The organism is Roseibium sp. HPY-6, assembly GCF_040530035.1.
Taxonomy (GTDB): Bacteria; Pseudomonadota; Alphaproteobacteria; order Rhizobiales; family Stappiaceae; genus Roseibium.
This window is the reverse complement of record NZ_JBEWCD010000002.1, coordinates 2,555,628-2,576,677: the sequence shown is the minus strand read 5'-3', so window position 1 is coordinate 2,576,677 and position 21,050 is coordinate 2,555,628. Positions and strand designations below refer to the sequence as shown.

The 21,050-nt window shown below is 56.9% G+C and carries 18 protein-coding genes; 8 read left to right on the top strand and 10 right to left on the bottom strand.

What is annotated here, in order from left to right:
- Positions 1-58 precede the first annotated feature (58 nt).
- Together ABVF61_RS22935 and ABVF61_RS22930 are read right to left on the bottom strand one after the other, a co-directional pair.
- Positions 59-736: a P-loop NTPase family protein gene (locus ABVF61_RS22935; protein ID WP_353995845.1), complete on the bottom strand. Its 678-nt coding sequence runs from the start codon at positions 734-736 to the stop codon at positions 59-61.
- Positions 737-747: 11 nt separating this feature from the next.
- Positions 748-1,833, bottom strand: coding sequence for an AI-2E family transporter (locus ABVF61_RS22930; protein ID WP_353995844.1), 1,086 nt, complete (start codon positions 1,831-1,833; stop codon positions 748-750).
- Positions 1,834-2,062: 229 nt separating this feature from the next.
- On the opposite strand from ABVF61_RS22930, the gene purM reads away from it, so the two are divergent.
- Positions 2,063-3,145 (top strand): phosphoribosylformylglycinamidine cyclo-ligase, encoded by a 1,083-nt coding sequence (gene purM / locus ABVF61_RS22925; RefSeq protein WP_353995843.1) that lies wholly within the window; start codon positions 2,063-2,065, stop codon positions 3,143-3,145.
- Complete coding sequence (gene purN, locus ABVF61_RS22920) at positions 3,142-3,792, top strand: phosphoribosylglycinamide formyltransferase (protein ID WP_353995842.1); 651 nt, start codon at positions 3,142-3,144, stop codon at positions 3,790-3,792. Before purM ends, purN begins: the two co-directional genes overlap by 4 nt.
- Before the next feature lie 24 nt (positions 3,793-3,816).
- Here purN and ABVF61_RS22915 read toward each other — a convergent pair whose 3' ends face one another.
- Entirely contained in the window at positions 3,817-4,710 is an 894-nt protein-coding gene (locus ABVF61_RS22915; protein WP_353995841.1) for an amidohydrolase family protein, read from the bottom strand.
- 192 nt (positions 4,711-4,902) lie between these two features.
- On the opposite strand from ABVF61_RS22915, the gene ABVF61_RS22910 reads away from it, so the two are divergent.
- From ABVF61_RS22910 to ABVF61_RS22900, 3 genes are all read left to right on the top strand, one after another.
- Positions 4,903-6,063 (top strand): WD40/YVTN/BNR-like repeat-containing protein, encoded by a 1,161-nt coding sequence (locus ABVF61_RS22910; RefSeq protein ID WP_353995840.1) that lies wholly within the window; start codon positions 4,903-4,905, stop codon positions 6,061-6,063.
- Positions 6,064-6,260: 197 nt separating this feature from the next.
- Positions 6,261-7,655, top strand: a complete 1,395-nt coding sequence (locus ABVF61_RS22905) for an aminotransferase-like domain-containing protein (RefSeq protein ID WP_353995839.1) — start codon at positions 6,261-6,263, stop codon at positions 7,653-7,655.
- A gap of 175 nt (positions 7,656-7,830) precedes the next feature.
- A complete protein-coding gene (locus ABVF61_RS22900) occupies positions 7,831-8,238 on the top strand; it encodes a DUF983 domain-containing protein (protein WP_353995838.1) in 408 nt (135 codons plus the stop codon).
- Between the two features lie 89 nt (positions 8,239-8,327).
- Here ABVF61_RS22900 and ABVF61_RS22895 read toward each other — a convergent pair whose 3' ends face one another.
- The 4 genes from ABVF61_RS22895 to ndk all read right to left on the bottom strand — a co-directional run bounded on the left by ABVF61_RS22895 (position 8,328) and on the right by ndk (position 13,030).
- The gene (locus ABVF61_RS22895; RefSeq protein ID WP_353995837.1) at positions 8,328-8,999 is read right to left on the bottom strand and encodes a hypothetical protein; all 672 of its coding nucleotides are present in this window, start codon (positions 8,997-8,999) and stop codon (positions 8,328-8,330) included.
- Positions 9,000-9,106: 107 nt separating this feature from the next.
- Complete coding sequence (locus ABVF61_RS22890; protein WP_353995836.1) at positions 9,107-11,206, bottom strand: molybdopterin-containing oxidoreductase family protein; 2,100 nt, start codon at positions 11,204-11,206, stop codon at positions 9,107-9,109.
- Positions 11,207-11,319: 113 nt separating this feature from the next.
- On the bottom strand, positions 11,320-12,435 hold the full coding sequence (locus ABVF61_RS22885) for a YHYH protein (RefSeq protein WP_353995835.1): 1,116 nt from the start codon (positions 12,433-12,435) through the stop codon (positions 11,320-11,322).
- 172 nt (positions 12,436-12,607) lie between these two features.
- On the bottom strand, positions 12,608-13,030 hold the full coding sequence (gene ndk, locus ABVF61_RS22880) for a nucleoside-diphosphate kinase (RefSeq protein WP_299471444.1): 423 nt from the start codon (positions 13,028-13,030) through the stop codon (positions 12,608-12,610).
- Between the two features lie 263 nt (positions 13,031-13,293).
- On the opposite strand from ndk, the gene ABVF61_RS22875 reads away from it, so the two are divergent.
- Positions 13,294-14,157, top strand: coding sequence for a DUF4344 domain-containing metallopeptidase (locus tag ABVF61_RS22875; RefSeq protein ID WP_353995834.1), 864 nt, complete (start codon positions 13,294-13,296; stop codon positions 14,155-14,157).
- Here ABVF61_RS22875 and ABVF61_RS22870 read toward each other — a convergent pair.
- Positions 14,127-15,164, bottom strand: a complete 1,038-nt coding sequence (locus tag ABVF61_RS22870; protein WP_353995833.1) for a helix-turn-helix transcriptional regulator — start codon at positions 15,162-15,164, stop codon at positions 14,127-14,129. The two genes, ABVF61_RS22875 and ABVF61_RS22870, sit on opposite strands and share 31 nt — an antisense overlap.
- Positions 15,165-15,302: 138 nt before the next feature.
- Here ABVF61_RS22870 and ABVF61_RS22865 point away from each other — a divergent pair, with 138 nt between their 5' ends.
- Together ABVF61_RS22865 and ABVF61_RS22860 are read left to right on the top strand one after the other, a co-directional pair.
- Positions 15,303-16,379, top strand: coding sequence for an alpha/beta hydrolase family protein (locus ABVF61_RS22865; RefSeq protein ID WP_353995832.1), 1,077 nt, complete (start codon positions 15,303-15,305; stop codon positions 16,377-16,379).
- A 106-nt stretch (positions 16,380-16,485) separates the two neighbouring features.
- Positions 16,486-18,369, top strand: a complete 1,884-nt coding sequence (locus ABVF61_RS22860; protein ID WP_353995831.1) for an ABC-F family ATP-binding cassette domain-containing protein — start codon at positions 16,486-16,488, stop codon at positions 18,367-18,369.
- A 52-nt stretch (positions 18,370-18,421) separates the two neighbouring features.
- Here the strand turns inward: ABVF61_RS22860 and ABVF61_RS22855 are convergent, their stop codons facing one another.
- Both ABVF61_RS22855 and ABVF61_RS22850 read right to left on the bottom strand, forming a co-directional pair.
- Entirely contained in the window at positions 18,422-18,874 is a 453-nt protein-coding gene (locus ABVF61_RS22855) for a DNA polymerase III subunit chi (RefSeq protein WP_353995830.1), read from the bottom strand.
- Between the two features lie 447 nt (positions 18,875-19,321).
- Positions 19,322-20,821, bottom strand: a complete 1,500-nt coding sequence (locus ABVF61_RS22850) for a leucyl aminopeptidase (protein WP_353995829.1) — start codon at positions 20,819-20,821, stop codon at positions 19,322-19,324.
- Positions 20,822-21,050: the final 229 nt, after the last annotated feature.

Sequence of the window (21,050 nt, the reverse complement as noted above, 5' to 3'; positions counted from 1 at the left end):
TGAGTAGCATGGTAGCGACAGTGCGCCTATGACACCAATGTCGCACACAGCAAATTTCCTAGCCCTTATGCACATTTTCCAAAACCCTGCCTGCGAGCGGTTTGGTAATTTTGACGCGCCCTGCCAATGCCTCCTGGTCGATTGCCTCAACCGCGCGTATTGCGACATCAAGCGAGCGCTCCATGCGCACGACGAGATAGTCCACGACGCCAATGTCGACGGAAATCTGACGATCGGAAAACAGCTTTACGAGCACACGTCGCAACAACTCGTCATCAGGCTCCAGTATTTCGACGGGCGTTGCGGCCCGCAAGCGCGACATCAGATCGGGGAGCTTGATCTTCCAGGCGGCCGGCCATGTCCGGCTGGTTATCAGAACGTTTTTACCGGCCTGCCTTGAAGCGTTCAGCAAGTGGAAAAGCGCCGTATCATCCACGCCGAGATGAGCGTTTTCGACAATCGCAACGGGAGCCGCGACAAGGTCTTTGACTGCAAACTCCTGCAAGTGGTGCGCAGACACGACCAGTGCCCGGTATTCGTCTTCAAAGGCGCGAACGAGATGTGTTTTTCCCGAGCCGACGGGACCTGCCAGGATCACGACTGGCGACGGCCATTCCGGCCAACGCTCCAAAAGCTCAAATGCAGCCCTGTTCGACGCACCAACCAGGTAATCGTCGCGGCCAAGAGCAGCCTCGTGCGGTAGCTCTAACGGTAACTGACGCGGTGGTTCCGCCATAGTCGTGTCACTTACTCTTTGGTCGCTGTCGTCGAGCGGTCAATTCCCTTGTAGACCGGACTTGCTAGGTACTGCTTCAGCCCAAAGCGCGCAAGCACGCCGATCATCGCCGCAGCCGGAACGGCAATAAGCATCCCCACAAATCCAAAGAGATATCCAAAGGCAAACAGGGCGAACATCAGGGTTACAGGATGAAGGCCTGTGCTCTCGCCGACAAGCTTGGGCTGCAGGATATTGCCTTCCAAAAACTGACCAACGGCGAAGATAGCGCCGACCACCAGAATCCATGGCCAATCCGGCCAAAACTGGACAATGGCAATGCCGACCGACAGAACAAGCCCAAGCGCTGCCCCCACGAAGGGAATGAAGCTCACCAGACCAGCAACCATGCCGATCAGCAGCCCGAAGTTAAGCCCGACAAGCGCCAGCGAAATCGCGTAAAAAAATCCAAGGATGACACACACCGACACCTGTCCGCGCACAAACCCGGCAACCGCAGCATCCATTTCGGAGGCAAGCGCGCGGATTTCGACAAGGTGATCTCTCGGGATCCAGCTATCGATGCGTTCGACCATATGGTCCCAGTCCAAGAGCAGATAGAACGCGACAACAGGCGTAATGACGAACAAGGACAGGATCGACAGCAAAGCCTGCCCGCCGCTCCAGATCGACTGGGCCAGTTTACCGATCACGGAGGCCCCCTGCCCGATCAGATCGGTCATGGATGCCTGCAGGTCTTCAGGAGAAAGCCCGGCAAGACTCGCCAGATTCGCGGGAAAATATTTTGCAAGAAGAGCCTGGAGGCGTCGCACCAGGTCCGGGAAATTCTCCAGAAACGACGCAAGCTGATTGCCCAGTACCGGGAGCAGCAAAACGAAAAATACGACAAGCACGAGAATGAATGTGAACAGTATCGTCAGCGTGGCCCATAAACGCTGCATGCCGAGTTTTTCAAGGCGATCGCAGACAGGATCAAGCAAATAGGCCACCGCCATTCCTGCCACAAACGGCAGAAGTACGCTGGAAAAGATATATAAGAACACGCAGAAAACAGCCAGGGAGAGCAACCAGAACTGTACCTGACGGCGTAAAGTCATAAACATTCCCCTCAAACGGCACTAGGTATCCATGCACTATACATTGCACGGGTCTTGGTTGGATGCCACCAATGCTCTTAGGTCGGCAGGCGCTCGGCGGTCAAGAGGTGGATTTGCCTGTGAAGACTGCGGCCAGCCCTTGTGAAAAAGGCGGTAAGGCTGTATGCGCGGCAAGGTCAGTTGAGCATGCATTTTCCATCCGTGTGCCACGAAACAGTCTGGAGCCGCCATGAGCCATTCCAAGCCTTCAGAAAGCAACGGCCTCACCTATGCCGACGCCGGTGTCGATATCGACGCCGGAAACGCATTGGTCGACCGCATCAAGCCGTTGGTCAAAGCGACGGCACGGCCTGGTGCTGACAGCGATATCGGTGGATTTGGCGGGCTTTTCGACCTGAAAGGCGCCGGCTTCAAGGATCCCGTCCTGGTGGCAGCGAATGACGGTGTCGGAACGAAACTGAAAATCGCAATCGAAACCGGCCAGCATCGCACAGTCGGTATCGATCTTGTCGCAATGTGCGTCAACGATCTTGTTGTCCAGGGCGCTGAACCGCTGTTTTTTCTCGACTATTTTGCAACGGGCGCGCTTGATGTGGATACCGCGACCGATGTCGTCGCGGGGATTGCAGATGGATGCAAGCAGTCTGGCGCGGCCCTGATCGGAGGAGAAACCGCCGAGATGCCGGGTATGTACGGCGACGGCGACTATGATCTGGCAGGATTTTCCGTCGGCGCCGTGGAACGGGGATCAATCCTGCCGCGCAAAGATGTTGAAACGGGTGACGTGCTCCTTGGACTTGCCTCCTCCGGCGTTCATTCAAACGGCTACTCGATGGTCCGCAAAATCATGGAACTTGCCGGACTGTCCTGGTCCGATGCAGCACCGTTTGAGAGTGGCAGAACCCTTGGCGAAGTTCTGATGGAGCCGACCAGGATCTACGTGAAACCGGTGCTGGCGGCACTGCGGGCAACAACGGGGATCAAGGCGCTTGCGCATATTACCGGCGGCGGACTTCCGGAAAACCTGCCACGTGTCCTTCCCGAGAAGTGCTCGGCCCGCATCGATCTGGCGTCAATCAGCGTCCCGGGCGTCTTTTCGTGGCTTGCAAAGACAGGCGGTGTCGCGGAGCACGAGATGCTGCGCACGTTCAACTGCGGTGTCGGCATGGTGATCGTCGTGTCGGCGCAAGAAGCTGAAGCGGTTTCACGTTCTGTGGAAGAAGCAGGAGAAACGGTCATCGCAATCGGACACATCACTGACGCCGGTGCCGAGCCAGTCCTTTTCGACAATACACTGGATCTGTCGGCATGAGCCGCAAAAGGACAGCTGTTCTGATATCGGGCCGTGGCTCCAACATGGGCGCTCTGATTTCCGCCGCGATGGTTCCGGCCTTTCCGGCAGAAATAGCGCTCGTGATCGCCAACCGGCCGGATGCCAAGGGTCTTGAGCGGGCAGCGGAGTTCAATATTGCGACCGCAGTTGTCGACCACAAGGACTTTTCGGGCGACCGGGAAGCTTTTGAACGCGCGATCAATGATGTCCTTAAGGAGCACAAGATCGATCTGGTCGCGCTTGCAGGGTTCATGCGCATCCTGACGCCTTATCTTGTCAACGCCTGGTCGGGCCGCATGATCAACATTCATCCGGCACTCCTGCCCTCGTTCAAGGGGCTGGCAACACACGAGCGCGCGCTCGACGAAGGCGTGAAGCTGCACGGCGCGACCGTGCATTTCGTTTCGGCTGAAATGGATGACGGCCCGATCATCATTCAAGGAGCTGTTCCGGTCCTCGATCACGACACACCGGACACGCTGGCGGCCCGCGTTCTTGAGATCGAGCACAAGATTTATCCCAAGGCACTGGAGCTGGTTGCTTCCGGGAAAGCAAAGGTCGCAGGCACACGCGTGCTGAGCGACACGGGCCAGGAAGCGGATACCGGGCTGATCTGGCCGCAATAACATTTTTGGCAATCCGGGCCGGCATCAGCGCGTACCGATCTGCTCCAGAGAAATGTCGCGCCCAAATACGCGCTCGGCATTTTTGTAGGCGATCTTCTCCGCGACATCTCGCGGCATTTTAGACAGCCAGCGCCGGTTCATCGTTATAATTTCCGAATAGCTGTCCCACTGACTGTTGACCCATGTGTCGCTCCCGATCATCAGTCTGTCCTGGAAGTCGAAAATGATCTCCAGCCACTGTGGATCAAGGTTCTCGCCCCTGCCGAGGATGTTGTATTCACGCAAGGATGTGTCAGCGAGCAGATCAGGAAACTCTTCCATGAGCGCGTATACCTTAGGCGCCGGCGTTCCCAGGCCCGCATGTGCCCAAATGATCTTGACGTCCGGATCCAGACCGTAAAGCCAGCGGATCGGCTCCGTTCCAGAATGAACGTGAAGGTAGATATCCCGCTCTTTCGCCATTGAAATGATCTTGCGGAAAAGGGCCTCATCGGAGGTATCCAGCTGGCGGATATGAAACTCGCCGATGCCTTCATGCGGATATTGCTCCAGCCGGCCTTCCAGGTAGGCGTCCATGCCATCAGATTTGGTCCAGTTGGAAGATCCGGCCGCCCCGTGATAGGGCCTGAGTTCGGTAATAATGCGCTTGGGCGCGTATTCCCAAAGCATGATTGTGCCTTCATCAGGCGTTGACGACACAAGCGCCATGGCAACGCCGTTCTCATCCATAAGCTCAATGACGCTTTTGACGGGGTACCTGTCCCATGCCGGTTCCTTGTAGTGAACATGCGCATCGAAAAGCGGCAGCTGCCAGACATCCTCGCCGATCGGTTCGTGCGTTCCGTCCGCAGAAACCGGCGCGATCGTCATCACCAGCGAAATGTAAGCTCCAGCCGCAATCAAGTGTTCGCGCCGCATTCCTGACCTCAATCCGTCCCGCTTCGAAACAGTCAACGAGCTCAAACCTTATCTGTAAAAAATCGATTTTTCTATGCTTAATCTAAAAAAATTGATTTCATTCCACTCCACGGATACCGCCAAAAATGCGGTTACCGAGGCAAACTTGCTTGTGGCGTGCTAAAGTTGGGTGCCCACGGGAGGGATACGAAGATGCGCACCGGCGAGCTAACGGTTCTCACTGGAACCACCAAAGGGGCCTTTCTGATTTCTGGCGGCGCAGACCGATCGGGCTGGGCAGTCGAGGGCCCTTTCTGCGATGGATGGCCGATCAACCACGTCATCGGGGACGCGGAGAGCGGCACGATATGGGCCGGTGGTGGCGGCGACTGGAACGGCGCAGGCGTCTGGTGTTCGCAAGATGGCGGGGCTTCCTGGAAACTCACAAAGCTCACCAAGGGAACGATTGATGACTGGGCGGCGCAGGACCCAGATTTTGCCGCGATGATCGGATGGACGGACGCCAAATTGCCTTTTGCGGATACGTTCACGCAGATCTGGTCGCTTTGTGACGCCCACGGCACGCTTTACGCGGGGGCCAAACCTGCGAGATTACTTGCGAGCGCTGACAAGGGCGAGAACTTCCACCACGTGGAAAGCCTTTCTAACCATCCCTCATCCGGCAGTTGGAACCCCGGCGCAGCCGGACTCGTCCTGCACACGATCGTCCCCGACCCAGGCGATCCCGACAGGCTCTGGATCGGGATTTCCGCCGCAGGTATCTTCGCAACGGAAGATGGCGGAAAGACCTGGGAGCGCCGCAACCGACTTTCCAATGCAGCCGCCTGCGAAGGTCACTCTCATCCAGCCGCCCCCAGCGACGGGGAAACCGGCCACTGTGTTCACAACATGATGCTGGCACCCGGGAGCGGCGATCTGCTTTACCAGCAGAACCATCATGGCGTCTGGCGATCTTCCGACGGCGGGCGAAGCTGGGACGATATCAACGCCGGGCTTCCCTCCACCTTCGGCTTTCCCATCCGCGTCCACCCGCGAGATCCGCAAACGATCTGGACCTTTCCGCTCAACGGCGATGCTGCGGGGCGATTTCCTCCGGAAGCGGCGGCCGCGGTTTGGAAATCGGAAAATGGCGGCGAGACCTGGGAGGCAAAGCGCGAAGGCCTGCCGCAGACCGCCTGTTTCTTTACGGTGCTGCGCCAGGCAATGGCAGGCGATAACCGGGACCCCGCCGGACTTTATTTCGGCACGAACTCCGGTTCGATCTACGCCAGCTTCGATGAAGGCGAAACCTGGACCGAAATCGCCAGGCATCTGCCGACTATTCTCTCTGTCGAGGTCATGGACCGGAACTGATCGTTGGATAACAAAGACAGCAAACCCAAAGACCGCATCTAGACTTCAGGTTCAGATTGTTTTCCGCGAGCCCCTCGCGAGCCGGGACGACGAGACAGTGTTACTTGCCCGCGCCGTTGTTATAACTGGGGTGACAATGCAATCCAAATCACATATACAGTCAATATGCAGTCAATCTTGGAAAGTATCACTCACGCATGACCGACTGGTGCCCCGACCTTTCAAGCAGCAACGCACCGCGCTACATCGCCATTGCCGACAGCATCGAGGCCGATCTTTCGGCAGGCCGCCTGAAATCCGGAGACAGATTGCCGGCGCAGCGTCATCTGGCCAAACTGCTTGGGCTCGATTTCACGACCGTTGCCCGCGGATACACGGAGGCACGCAGGCGCGGCTTCCTGTCGTCACAGGTTGGCAGCGGAACATTCGTTACAGACCCGCGTCGTGACTTTCTTCAGCAAAGTGTAGCCGCAGGTCCTGCGCGCGAATGTGCACCTGATTTTTCCATGAACCTTCCGCCTGAGCCGGACACCCATGACCTGACGGCCTTGATGCAGGAGAGCTTCGCGAGGTTGACGGCAGATCTGGTGCCGTTACTGCGATATCAAAACCTGGAGGCTTCGGATCAGGATCAAACGGCAGCAGCCAGCTGGCTGGAGAGAGTCGGACTTGCACCGCAAGCTGAACAGATTCTGTTTTCTCCCGGTGCCCAGGCCGCACTCTCCAGTCTGCTTGCGATGCTTGCAAACCCCGGGGACCAGGTCGCGTGCGAAGCCGTTACCTATCCCGGCATCAGGTCGATTTGCGCGCAGCTTCATCTGCAGTTGCGAGGCCTGGACACCGATGAAAACGGTATTGTTCCCGAAGCTTTTGAGGCGGCCTGTAGGGCAGGAAACCTGAAAGTGCTTTATCTCAATCCGACATTGCACAACCCGACGACAAGAACCGTTCCCTATAAACGCCGGCAGGAACTTGTGGCGGTGGCCCGGAAATTCGGAGTCGCGATCCTTGAAGATGATGCCTACGGTCAACTCGTCCCGAGCGCGCCTTTGCCGTTTTCGGCGCTTGCGCCCGAACTGACCTGGTATATCGGCTCTCTTTCAAAATCCCTCGGTGCCGGGCTCCGGCTCGCCTATGTTGTTGCTCCAAGTCGTGGAGCCTCCTGGCAGTTTTCGCGCGCGATCCGCACACAGCAGGTCATGCCCTCGCCGCTCACAGTTGCGTTGGCAACAATCTGGATCGAAAACGGAACGGCGTCCGCGCTGCTGGAGGAAATCCGGTCTGAAAGCGCCGCGCGCCAGGTTCTGGCGTCCAAACGCTTCAAGAAACTCGACTATCTGGCAGACCAGAACGGCTTTCACCTTTGGCTCTCACTCCCGCAGGGCTGGAGCCGCTCTGCGTTTGTCAGTCAATTGCGCAACCTGCCGATCGGTCTGGTCGAGGCTGATGCCTTCACGGTGGCCGGTGCTCCGTCAGAGGCCGTCAGGCTGGGTCTCGGCGGGCCTCTCAACCGCGAGCAACTCGTAAACGCCCTGGACATTGTCTCGCAAACGATTGAAGCCTCCCCCGCCAAGGCCTCCGTTTATTTCTGAGAACATTCAAACAGCATCTCGCCTAGCGGCAATGCCAAATTGCCGCAGTGAATGCGCTTGACTTGAATGCATTCTATTTTACATTGATTGCAATCACTTCCCATCATTTTACAAGCGATGGGGTCCACTCGTTCTTTCGGGAAAGTCCTGTAAGCCAATCAGGATTGGAAAGTCCATGACCACAACACAGAGCTGGCCAAAGCTGCCCCCTATTCAGACTGGTATCAAAGGCCGCTGTCCCCGCTGCGGCGAAGGGAAGATCTTTGACGGTTTTTTGAAACTGAAACCGGGATGCAGCCACTGCGGCCTGGACTACAGTTTCGCGGACCCGGCGGACGGACCGGCCTTTTTTGTGATCTGCTTCGGCTGTGTCCCGGCTGTCGCTTTTGCAATCTGGCTGGAAATTGCCTTCACCGCCCCCTACTGGGTCCATCTGGTGACAACCCTTCCCCTGATCCTGCTGACCTGCATTCCCATGCTTCGTCCGCTCAAGGGGTGGCTCGTGGCAAGCCAGTATTTCTACAAGGCCGAAGAGGGCCGCCTGGCGGATGCGCCCCCCTCCTCGACGGAACACCAGACCTGACAACCGGGAGCCCCAAACCTTCAGTCGGGTCTGGCCAGGCAGCGTAGCCCTCCGGGATGCGCTGCTTTTTTGTGGGGCGGTCTGCCACCTTAGTTCGGATCTAGTTCTTCAAGACTTGGATCAGCAAGCCAACGACCGGATTTCCAGACCGGATACCACTCATTCGCTGCTCTTTGCCTGAGCTCAATCAGCGTGAGTTCTTGCTGTGTCCATGAGATGCTAGACGAGTATCTGATACAGGGCGTCGGACGCATGCCGCCACAAAAGGTATTTTGCAGAGCGTTTAGGCGATCGTTCCATTGCAAAATGAAATGGAATTCACCTGCGATGAAGGACCACCCATCCGCTCTTCTTTGTAAACTCGGTAACACTAGTGGTTTCCAGTCTACGCGCTGTTCAGGTGTTCCTGTGCTGGCCCGCCAACGCACAAGAGCCGCAGTTGAGGTCCAATGCGCACCGCCGCGGTCCAACACCACAAAAAGATAAGTCTTGTGTTCGATTTTCCTGGAGAACACATTGAAATCCCGGGTTTCCCAACTCTGCCGGATCTTCAAATGCTCCTTTAGTTTTTCCGGCAAAAAATTCAGATCTTCCAGTTGCACATTGCGGTTGTCTTGGAACTTTGTCTGGAACTCTCCGGTTCCCATTCTGGTCTGATTTGGGAGTGTTTCCGCGACGCTTTTCTGCATTGTTGTTGCCAGTACGCCGAGGATGAGACACAGGCTCAACGCAAGCCGTGAGACCCAAAGTAATATGGACATGGAGACCCTCCTGTCCAAAACAGGTGGGTGCACGCTATGCGCTCAACAAGTCTGAAAGCACCCGTAATACCTGGGTGCCCTGAATATTCGTCAGACGATGGAGCGACTCAGGCGGCTTTGATCCAGACCGCCGTGTCGTGAAACGCTGCGCCGCCATAGGGCGCGACCGGGTCTGCGCCGGTGAGCGTATTGATCCCCCTGCCATCCTCGAACGCCGCGTTCGGCCAGATGCCTTCGGAGATGACCGTCCCGGGCGCAACCGTTTCCACGTGGCGCGCATGAAGCGTCACGACGCCTCGGCGGTTTCCGAGTTTGACCTTCGCGCCGTCTTCAATGCCAAAGCGCACCGCGTCGTCGGGCCGGATCCAGACTTCCGGACGGCCTTCCCTCTTTTTCGACGTCTCGGTTTCGTTGAATGTGGTGTTCAGGAAAGACCGGGATGGCGACGTAGCAAGCCGCAGTGGATGGTCCTCATCGGCCAGTTCAATCACATCCCACTGATCCGGCAATTCCGGCATCTCGCTGCAAGGCCCAAAGACGGTGTCGCCGTCGGGTTTGTTCGGCGAAAAGGTCTTGCCCCAGGCAGGCTTGAAATGGAACTTGCCGTCACTGTGACCAAAGCCATTCAAAAAGTGCGACGTTTCAAAATCCGGCTGAACGTCGCGCCATTTTTCCGAATACAGTTCATCGAATGATCCCTGGCCTGAGTTCTGCAGCAACCAGTCGATATGGTCTCGCGCGGACATGTCGAAACCCGGGTGAGACTTTGAATCAACGCGCTTTGCGATCTCGTTGATTACAAATAGGTTTTCCCGCGGTCCTTCCGGCGGTTCGACGGCTTTCGGCCCGAGCGAGATATATTGGTGTCCACCGCCCTTGTAAATGTCGTCATGTTCCAGGAACTGCGTTGCCGGCAAAACGATATCCGCCATTTGCGCGGTCTCGGTCATGAATTGCTCGTGGACCACGGTGAAGAGGTCCTCGCGCGCAAATCCCTCCTTGACCAGTTCCTGTTCGGGCGCAACGGACACCGGGTTCGTATTCTGAACCAGGATCGCTTTCACCAGCGGACCGCCAAGCAACGCTGCCGGGTCACCAGTCAGGATCCGGCCAATCTGGCTTTGGTCGAGCGCGCGTACGGATGGGTCTTTCAGCGACGTCGCCTCGATCATTTCCTTATTGAAGTGATAGATACCACCATTGTTGTGGAACGCACCGCCCCCCTCATACTGCCAGGAACCGATGACACAGGCGATCGAGGCCGCCGCGTGCATGCCGACAACGCCGTTGCGTGAGCGCGTGAACCCGTATCCCAGACGGAAAAACGTCTTTTTCGTTTCACCGATATGCCGGGCGACCGTTTCGATCAGCGTCGGGTCAAGTCCGGTGATTTCGGCAGCCCAGTCCGGCGTTCTGGTCTTAAGATGCGCTTCAAGCTCCTTCGGGCAATCGGTGAAGCGGTTCAGATAGTCCCAGTCGGCGAAACCATCGCGAAAAAGCACATGCATGATGGCACAGGCCAGCGCTGCATCCGTACCGGGCTTCAGAACCACGCCGATATCGGCTTGTTTCATTGTTTCGGTTTCATACACATCGACGACGATCACCCGCGCACCGCGCTTCTTTCTGGCGGCGGTGACATGGGTCATGACATTGATCTGCGTTGAGACCGGGTTCGTTCCCCAGATGACGATCTGGTCCGATTGCGCCATTTCACGAGGATCTGGCCCGGCCAACCTGCCGGTACCGGCGGTGAATCCTGTCCAGGCCATGTTGGTGCAAAATGTGTCGAACTGGCGCGAATAGCCCTTGGCGTGGCGAAGCCGGTGGATACTGTCCCGCTGCACCTGTCCCATCGTACCAGCGTAATAATAAGGCCAGATGCTTTGCGCGCCGAATTCAGCCTCAATTGCCAGAAACTTTTCTGCAACCAGATCGAGCGCGGCGTCCCAGGAGATCTCCTCAAACCGTGCTTCGCCCTTCTTACCGACCCGGCGCAGCGGCGTCAGCAGCCGATCCGGATGATAAAGCCGCTCCGGATAGCGGGCGACCTTGGCGCAGACGACACCGGCCGTATAGGTGTTGTCGCGTGCCCCGTTGAGCCGCCGCACATCGCCATGCGGGTAAAAGTGCACGTCGACCGAACATGCCGAGGGGCAATCGTGTGGACAGGTTGAAAAGGTGCTCTTTGGTGTCGGCTGGTTCATACAACGTCCAATCGGGAACAGGCGTGCATTTCAAAATAGGGCCAAGCCTTATGGAAAACAAAGGGAGACGCCGTCAAGCGCCTCCCTTCCATTTCGCCTATCTGACTTGAACGTCAGCTGCCGCTACAGGGCGAACGGGCCCCTTGGCCACCGCCCTGCCCGCCTCGCTGCTGGCGCGGACCGCGCTGGTCGTGTCGCGGTGGCGGGCCGCCGCGGCGCATCCGCGGTGGGTGGCCACCCTGAACCTGAATGACCTGCGCCGCGATTTCCGCATTGTTCTGGAACGCCGCAAAGTCGATCGCCGGTCCGCTTTGTCCTTCCTCAAGGTTTCCTCGCCGCTGACCGCGTCCCTTCAACCGCGTAAAGCTGGCGTCCGGATTTCCCATCCAGCAACGCGGAATGAACGGAAACGTGTCCGTGAGAATATAATGGTAGGTCCCATCCGGATATTCTGGCGTGGCCGCGAACCGGCCATTGCACTGGTCAAGGTCGCCGGCACCTTCAACGAACGCCCAATCCTGCGTGAACTTGCCATTATAGCGTCCACCCGGACCGTCCGGACGATTGCCATTCTTGATCCGGTAACTGCTCTTCAGCTTTTTCATCGCGGATTTACGTTCCGGATCCGAATATCCGTATTGGCCGTAAATCGGAAAGCCGTCGGCTGCAAAGCCAATCATCGCGGGCACCGAACGGCCACCGCTGGCCGCGACAACGCCGGTTGGAATGCCATGGTAATGATAAGTTCCATCGGGCTGGACGTGAGCGTTGTACTTGTCGAGACCAAGCTTGCAGGCGCCGCCCAGCGCCTCGTAATTCCATCCCGACCGGCGATTGTTCTGCCAGTACTCGGCCGTTCCCGGGTCCATCACGACACCATTGATCGCTATGCCGAAAACAGATCCCTGCGCATCCTTTGCCCCGCCCCTTTTGCGTGGATTGAGCGGTACCTTCAGATTGTAGTTCTTTTTGGAAATGGCGTGCGGATTGTTGCGGTTTGGAAATTGCCCGGGTGCTTTGTCCGGGTACCCATTGGCGCGGATCCGACGCGTATTGCCGTCCACGGTAATGTCCGCGCTTGCTTCGGCCTGCGGCAGGAGGATATCCCAGATCTCATCTGCCATGTGTTTGTGTTCAAGCGGTTCTTCTCCGCCAAGGGACGCAGTCGTTTCGTGTGCTGCGACCGGTAATGCAATCAGGGCGCCTGCGAGCGCCAGAGTTAAACGCATTGTGTTCTCCTGATTCCAGCACCACGACCGCGCCAATATGATGGCTTCGCTCACGCACCGCAGCCGTCAATTGGTAAGAATTTGTATCTGGATGTATCAGGACAGTGTTTCAGAAAAGAAAAGAAAAGCCGGCCCAAAGGACCGGCTTCCCGAATGACAGTTTTCAGCAGTTTCAGCCGACGAGTTCAGTACCGGAGAACCAGAACGCGATTTCTTCTGCCGCCGTTTCAGGCGCGTCCGAACCGTGAACTGAGTTTTCACCGATCGACAGAGCGTATTCCTTGCGGATCGTGCCTTCGGCGGCTTCTGCCGGGTTGGTTGCACCCATGACTTCACGGTTCTTGGCAATTGCGTTTTCGCCTTCCAGAACCTGTACAACGGTCGGACCGGAGGACATGAACTCAGTCAGTTCACCGAAGAACGGACGTTCCTTGTGAACCGCATAGAATGCTTCGGCTTCACGCAGGGACATCCAGACACGCCGTGAAGCAACCACCCGAAGGCCAGCTTCTTCCAGCTTTGCGGTGATCGCACCCGTCAGGTTGCGTTTGGTGGCATCCGGCTTGATCATGGAAAACGTGCGTTCAATCGCCATGGTTTCGTCTTTCTTGTCTCGATGGAGCGCCGGCCCCTTGCCGCGCCCGGAATTTCAGAAATTTCGCGGCCTTAATAACGGTGCGCCGCCGCGCCCGCAAGGGGGCTGACCCATGACAATTTCATGTCGCTTCACAAGACGCCGAGGTTATACGCCATGACACGAGGACGCTAATGGAATTGAAACACCGTTGGACATAGTCTTCGAGACTGACACCTAATGCCGATGAGTATCGGCAAGATACGAATTCGCGAGCTGGACCCATGGCCCCGACAATCAAACTCTTTATCGCGGTTGGCGTGTTTTTGACATTGGCGATCAGTGCGGTGCCATACGCGGCTCCAGCGATAGCGCAGGACGACGCACCAGCTTATCCCGGCCTTGAGGAACGGCTTCAAGACCTGGAGCCGGATCTGCGCGAAGAACTGCTTGAGTTCGTGGCCGGCAATACGCTTTTTGTGATTTATCACGAAGGCGGGCACATGCTTGTCTCCGAACTCGAACTCCCCGTTCTCGCCCAGGAAGAAGACGCCGTCGACAATCTGGCGACGATATCGATGCTCGCGGCCGATACGGACAACATGGATCTTTACCTTTATCACGCGATGACGGGTTGGTTCCTGATGTCCGAAGAGGACTATGACGCACTGGTCTTTTACGATTCTCACGATCTGGACCAGCAGCGCGGCTATCGCATGTTGTGCATGATGGTGGGCGCGGACGAAGAAGCCTTTCTGGACCTTGCCGAAGAACTCGCGCTGCCGGACGACCGCATCGAGACCTGTGCGATCGACTATGAGCAGGCCGCGGATTCCTGGGAATATGTCACCGATCCTTTCGTGCGGGATCAGGATACACCGGCAGGCAAAATCAGCATTGAATATGACGATGCTCCTGCCGAGTTGCGCACACTGGCCACCTCACTTCGGGAAAACGCGCTGCTCGAAATGGTCGCTGACGAACTCGACACCTTCTATGACCTACCGGAAAACGTTACGTTTCGAGCGTCCGAGTGCCAGGAAGACAACGCCTTCTGGGATCCGAACGATCGTGAAGTCATCCTTTGCTATGAGCTTCTCGGCGGCTTTGCGGAGCTTTACCTGGAATTGCTCGCCGAAGAGGAATGAGCTTTCTTTCGGTAAGCACCCGGCGCTTCACCGAACTGACGTTGAAATTCCCGGTAGAAATTCGAGCGCGTCAGGAACCCCACTTCTTCATGGATGCGGGTAACAGGTTTATCCGTTTCGCTCAGCAATCGTGCGGCTTCGTCCAGCCTTGCCCGGTTTACAAACTGGCTGACATTCATGCCGGCAACATCATTTATCGCGAGCGACAACTCCCTGTCCGGTGTCCCCGTGCGCCGGGCGAGCCGCGTCAGTGACAGCGATGCATCACAAAAAAGCCGCTGCTCGGTGAGGATCCTGCGCGCCTTTTCGACAAGCGCTTCCTTTTCAGGGGTCCCACGCGGTTTGGCTGTCGATTGACGCCGTGGCGATTTCCGGCGCAGCGTCATGACGGCAAGTGCGAGCGCTGCCAGCAAAAACGCAAGGCTCGCATAAGAAATCAAAAGCGATGCGCTCTCCTGCATCTGCTGGGCAAATAGAAGCGCGATCCAGATGTCCGTCGCCAACGATGCCGCCATAGCGAGAATTGCAATGGCCAGCAGCCTGAAAACAAACCCGCTCTGGCCGGTTGGTATCTGCGACATCCGATCAGGACCGCCCGACCAGATCAGAACCAACGCGAAACAGTAAATCGCAAAACTCAGTCCGATTATGCCATCCACAAATCCGTCGACCGGAAGCGGAAACATTACCGCAAATGAGAACAGGACGGCGACACCCCCGCTCAAGAGGATCAGCCTTTTGGCTTTGGATACAGGCACGGTGAGCGCGGCAAAGGCCAGGTAAAGCGTTGGGGCTATCCAGACAGGCAACACACGCTGAAGAGTGAGAAAATCGAAGATACCATACGCAAACCGCAATCCCACCAGAGACGCCTCGATGGCAAGCAGGACAAAGAGACCCGCGAAAAGCCCCCTCGAGAGAGCCGGCAGGGAGCGCCACATCAAGGCCGCCAGGCCAAGACCCAGGAATACAACAGAGAGCAAAAAGGATACCGGGATACTGATCATTACGGCGTGCGAAGGCTGATTGGCGAGACTGTCCTGTCCTTTATCACGTTTAAGGACAGGGCACGGCTGCTCCACCAATTGTCAACAGTCGTGTTGAGACCACAGGTAAGCATCGTTTCAATCGTTACCGGAGGTCCCATGCCTATTGCAGTCAACCGTCTTGCCAGCTTTCGTAAGACAATAGTGCTTTCTCTCACACTTGCCTTGGCGTTCGCCGTCAGCGGCGACCTCACTGCCCTGGAAAACACGCCACTTTCTTATGGGCCGGGCGTTGCCGATATCACCGTGAAAGATAAACGGAGCGATCGGCCTCTTTCCGGAGACATCTGGTTTCCCTCCACCACACCAGACAGGCACGTTCGCGCCGACAAGAGTAAAGTCTGGCAAATGGCGCCGGCCGATCGGGATGCGGTCATGGCAGAGGGACAGTTTCCTCTGCTCGTTGTCTCGCATGGCATGTACGGCAACACGTTCAACCAGGCCTGGCTCGCCTCGGAACTGGCGCGCCGCGGCTATATCGTTGCGATGATCAACCATCCAGGCACCAGCACATTTTTGCGCGATCCCTCCCAGGCACGGGAGTTGTGGGATCGGCCAGTCGATGTTTCCCGCCTGATTTCACATCTCCTTCAAGACGATACTTATGGTCCCCGCATCGACAGAAGCAGAATTTTTGCGGCCGGCCATTCGCTGGGTGGATTCACCGTGATGTTTCTGGCCGGTGCAGAATTCGACAATGCACGATATCAAAACGTTTGCGGAAGCGAACCGACCCTCGTCGTTTGTGAGGTGCTCAGGGGCTGGTCCGTCGCAGAAACAGAAGCTGACCGGGTTGAAATGGCAGCGTCGCGAAAGGACGAGCGCATTCGGAAAGTCATCAGCCTCGATCTTGGCGGCACGCCGGTCTTTTCCCGCAAGAGCCTTCAACAGATTGAAACGCCCATTCTCGTGCTGGGGTCGGGCCGCGCCGATATGCTGGACCAGGACGTCGAGTCGCGGGCACTTGCGGCTGCCTTGCCGGCAGATTCCGTAACGCACCTGGAACTCGAAGGCGCCGGACACTTCGACTTCATGGGCGTGTGCAAGCCGGACGGCTTCGACATTTTGAAGGAGCACGAGCCGGGTGACGAAATCGTCTGTATCAAAGGCAATGCCGAGCGGGTCGCACAGCACGATCGTATCCTGACGGAGATTTTGACCTTCCTGACACAGTGATCGTCAAAGTGGCAGGCAGTGCAATGAAGCCACAGCCTGCCACATGATCGCTGTCCCCTTTGCTTTCCACTTGCAACACAGCCCGCGCTCCGCCAAACATCCGGCCATGTTGCAGATTTCAGACCTCACTTACCGGATCGCTGACCGCCTTCTTATCGACAAGGCCAGTGTCACGCTGCCGGGAAAAGCCAAAACCGGGCTTGTCGGCCGAAACGGCGCAGGAAAATCCACGCTCTTCAAGATCATTACCGGCGATCTTTCAACGGAAACCGGATCGGTCCAGATCCCGAAGCGGGCCCGCATTGGCCAGGTTGCCCAGGAGGCTCCGGGGACCGAAGAGACGCTTATGGAAGTTGTTCTCGCCGCCGACACGGAACGCAGCCGGTTGCTCGAGGCGGCAGAAGTCGAAACCGATCCGGACCGGATTGCGGATATTCACACGCGCCTCGCCGATATTGGCGCCCATACGGCCGAAGCGCGCGCCGGTTCGATCCTATCCGGGCTTGGCTTCGACGCCGACGCACAACAACGCCCCTGCTCATCCTTTTCCGGTGGCTGGCGAATGAGGGTTGCGCTCGCGGCTGTCCTTTTTTCCGAACCTGACCTTCTGCTCCTGGACGAGCCGACCAACTATCTCGACCTGGAAGGCACGCTCTGGCTGGAAAACTATGTGGCGCGCTACCCGCACCAGGTTCTGCTGATTTCCCACGACCGTGACCTTTTGAACAAGGCTGTCGACAGCATCGTTCATCTGGAACGGGGCAAGCTGACCTACTACTCAGGCGGATATGACAGCTTTGACAGGCAGCGGCGTGAGGCCATGGTTCTTGCGGAAAAGGCCAGGGAAAAACAGGACGCGCAGCGTAAGCACATGCAGGCGTTTGTCGATCGCTTCCGCTACAAGGCCAGCAAGGCCCGGCAGGCTCAGTCCAGGCTCAAGATGCTGGAAAAGCTTCAGCCGATTTCGGCATTGACCGAAGAAAGCGGCAAACCGATCGAGTTTCCGGACCCGCAGGCGCAACTTGCGCCACCCATCCTGAAGCTTGAAGGCGTCTCGACCGGGTATGGGGAAACGAAAATCCTGTCCCGCCTGACGCTGAACATCGACACTGATGACCGTATTGCACTGCTGGGCGCGAACGGCAACGGCAAGTCCACATTTGCCAAGCTCATATCCGGCCGCCTCGGCGCGATGGATGGTGACATCAAAAAGGCTTCGAAGCTCAAAATTGCGTTTTTCGCGCAGCACCAGCTCGATGAGCTCAAACCATCGGAAAGCTCAGTGGCACATGTACGAGCGCTGATGCCGGATGCGCCGGAAGCCAAAGTTCGCGCAAGGGTCGCGCGGTTCGGATTGCCGACAGACCGCATGGATACGCCCGCGAAAGACCTGTCAGGCGGCGAGAAAGCGCGCTTGCTTCTGGGACTCGCGACCTTTGATGGGCCGCATCTGCTGATCCTTGATGAGCCAACCAATCACCTTGATATCGACAGCCGCGAAGCCTTGGTCATGGCCTTGAACGACTATCAAGGCGCTGTCGTGCTGATCAGTCACGACAGGCATCTTGTCGAGGCCTGCGCCGACCGGCTCTGGCTCGTTGCCGATGGCAGGGTCGAACCCTATGACGGCGACATGGAAGATTATCGGCGCTTGATCCTTCAAGGGCCTGAGGCGGTTCAAAAAGCAAGGAACCGCGCAGAGGAAGAAGCCGAAAAGGCTTCAGCACAGGCAAAGCGGCGCGAGGCAGCCCAGAAGCGCAGCCAGTTGAAGCCACTGAAGCAGAAAATCGATGCGGCGGAAAAGGAAATGGCCAGGCTGCAGGACAAGATCGCAAAGCTCGACGAAGCGCTCGCGGATCCGGCCTTTTTTCAGACTGAGCCTGACAGGGCCACAAAGTTTGCCAAGGAACGGGCTTACTGTGAAAAGAAACTGGTCAAAACGGAGGAGGAATGGCTGGAACTTTCAGCCGAGTATGAAGAAGCCGGTTGAGCTGCCACAAGTTATCCGCTTGATCCTCGTGTGAAGGATGCACAATCGGTTCTTAAGCCTTCTTCTCCCAGCCTCCGGCAGAAGTCTGTTGCCAGTAGGCAATGTCGAACCCTTCCGATTTGGCCTCTTTCCAACGATTTCGCGCTTCTTCCAGCGCGCTCTGATCGTTGCCGTCGAACATGTAGATTGCCCGTGTGTAGCCGGCTAGCGGCGGCGGATCTGCCCTGTCGACGAGAAACCGAACATCGGCATTGTTCGGATTGTCCTTTTCCGCAGTCAGATAGATCGGCTGGTGCTCTGCAAACCCATCCGTTTTTGTGCCATGTGGCAGAAAACTGTCGTCAGCGAATGTCCAGAGATGAGCATCCAATGCGTTGCAGCGCTCTTCGCTTCCGGTCTGGACAACGACTTTCCAATCCCGCTCCAGACATTTCAGAAGAAGTTGCGGCAGAGCCGATTCGAGCGGCCTGTGCAAAAGATGGTAGAACATCACCTCAACGGTCATTGTCTGCTCCGACCCCATCATTTTCTTCGATGTGAACGAACACGGGATGCGCCAAGTTTGGCAGGACTAAAGTGATGCTCTCGTGCAACAGCATTTGCTCAATTCCATTTCATCGCAATTGCGACATAGACAGGCCACAAGACTCGTATCATTAACCCTTCGCAAATGTCGATTGACTAGGGTTTGTTCCCGGGAGAGATCCAAGGATCATTGCTGGGTGGCCGGTGTGCGGTAGTCCCGAACCGGCCAAAGAGGGGATTTTGTGAATGATTGCGCGTGTTGTTGTGTTTTTTGCGCTGGTCGCCGTTGTTGCCGGAGCCACGCTTGGAATGGGGATGCTTGTCGAACCGGCGACGGCCTGCCAGACCTACAAAACCTGCTGAGCCAAACGAACAGAGTAAAAAAACCCGCCAAATGGCGGGTTTTTCTTTGGCCAGATGATTTGCATCAGCCTTCGTAGTGGTCTGCAACGAGCTGATTGAGCAGCCTCACGCCATAGCCTGATGCCCAACTCTGACAAATGTCAGTCTTCGGTGCACCAAATGCCGTGCCCGCAATATCGAGATGCGCCCAGGGTACATTGTTTGCAAACCGCTGGAGGAATTGTGCTGCTGTAACCGATCCGGCCCAACGGCCTCCGGTGTTCTTTACATCGGCATTCGGCGTATCGATCATTTTGTCGTAGCCCTTTGACAATGGCAGGCGCCAGAGCGGCTCGCCGCTTGCCTTGGCCGAGGACAGCAGTTTTTCCGCCAGGTCATCATCGTTGGCAAAAAGACCCGCATTAAGATTTCCAAGCGCCACAAGAACAGCGCCGGTCAGGGTTGCCAGGTCAATCATGATCGAAGGTTTGTATTTTTCCTGGGTATACCAGAGCGTATCCGCCAAAACGAGGCGTCCTTCGGCATCGGTGTTCAAGATCTCGATGGTGGTGCCCGACATTGCCGTGACAATATCGCCGGGACGTTGCGCGTTTCCGTCAGGCATATTTTCCACCAGTCCGATAACGCCCATCACATTGGCCTTTGCCTTTCTGGCCGCAACAGCGTGCATAGCACCCACAACCGCCGCAGCGCCGCCCATATCACCCTTCATGTCTTCCATGCCGCCGGCCGGTTTGATCGAAATACCGCCCGTATCGAACGTAACGCCCTTCCCGACAAACGCGACCGGAGCGTCGGCTTTCTTGCCTCCGTTCCAGCGCATGACCGCCAGGCGCGGTGGGCGCACAGATCCCTGCGCCACCCCGAGCAGGGCTGCCATCTTGAGTTTTTTCATCTCTTTTTCGGTGAGAATGTCGATCTCAACACCGAGCTTTTCGAGATCCGCTGCCTTCTTTGCAAACTCTACAGGACCAAGGACATTCGCTGGTGCGTTGACGAGATCGCGGGCAAGGATGACGCCGTCCGCCACCGCTTCAGTACTGGTCCAGGATTTGCGCGCTGCCTTGGGATCCGCGACCTTCAAGGTCAGTTTCAGGTCTTTTTCGGTTTCTCCGCCGTTCTTCTTCGACTTGTAGGTATCGAAGGCATAAGCGCGCAATTTGGCGCCCATGGCGAACTCTGCCGCAGCCTTGGCGGAAATCTCGACACCTTCCGGTCCATCGAGCAAGACTTCAGCCACAACCGCTTTGGCTCTTGCCAGCGCGGCAAATACGGTGCCACCTAGATCGCGCCAGTCTTCATCCGTCATATCCTCGGGTTTGCCAATCCCGAAGACCAACAGACGGTCAAGTCCGAGGCCCGAAGGCGCGATCAGGTCGAGACTTGATTTCTTCTTGCCTGAAAACCCGGCAATGCCCGCTGCCCTCTCCAAGCCTCCTTCCAAACCCGAAACAGCTTCTCCTGCGGTATTGCCAAAACCGAGGTTTTCGTCGGCAAAAAAAACGGCAACGCCCTTTTTGGGCACATCCATCTTGGAATAGGAGACTTTAGCGAGTTTGGTCATTCGTCGGTCCTTCAATAATCTTCCGATTGTTTCTTTGCATGAACAGGCGTTTCCGTGGCGCGAAAACAGCCTGGATTTGTACGCAAATCATGGCGTTTCAACAACTTTTCGGCAAGAGCCGTCAAAATTAATGCATATTAACCATTCTTATTTATGCGGCGTTCACCACATTACGTGTTATTCGATGTCGGGGCGTTTTTTACATTTTTTCAAGGGGACCTGGTCCGGC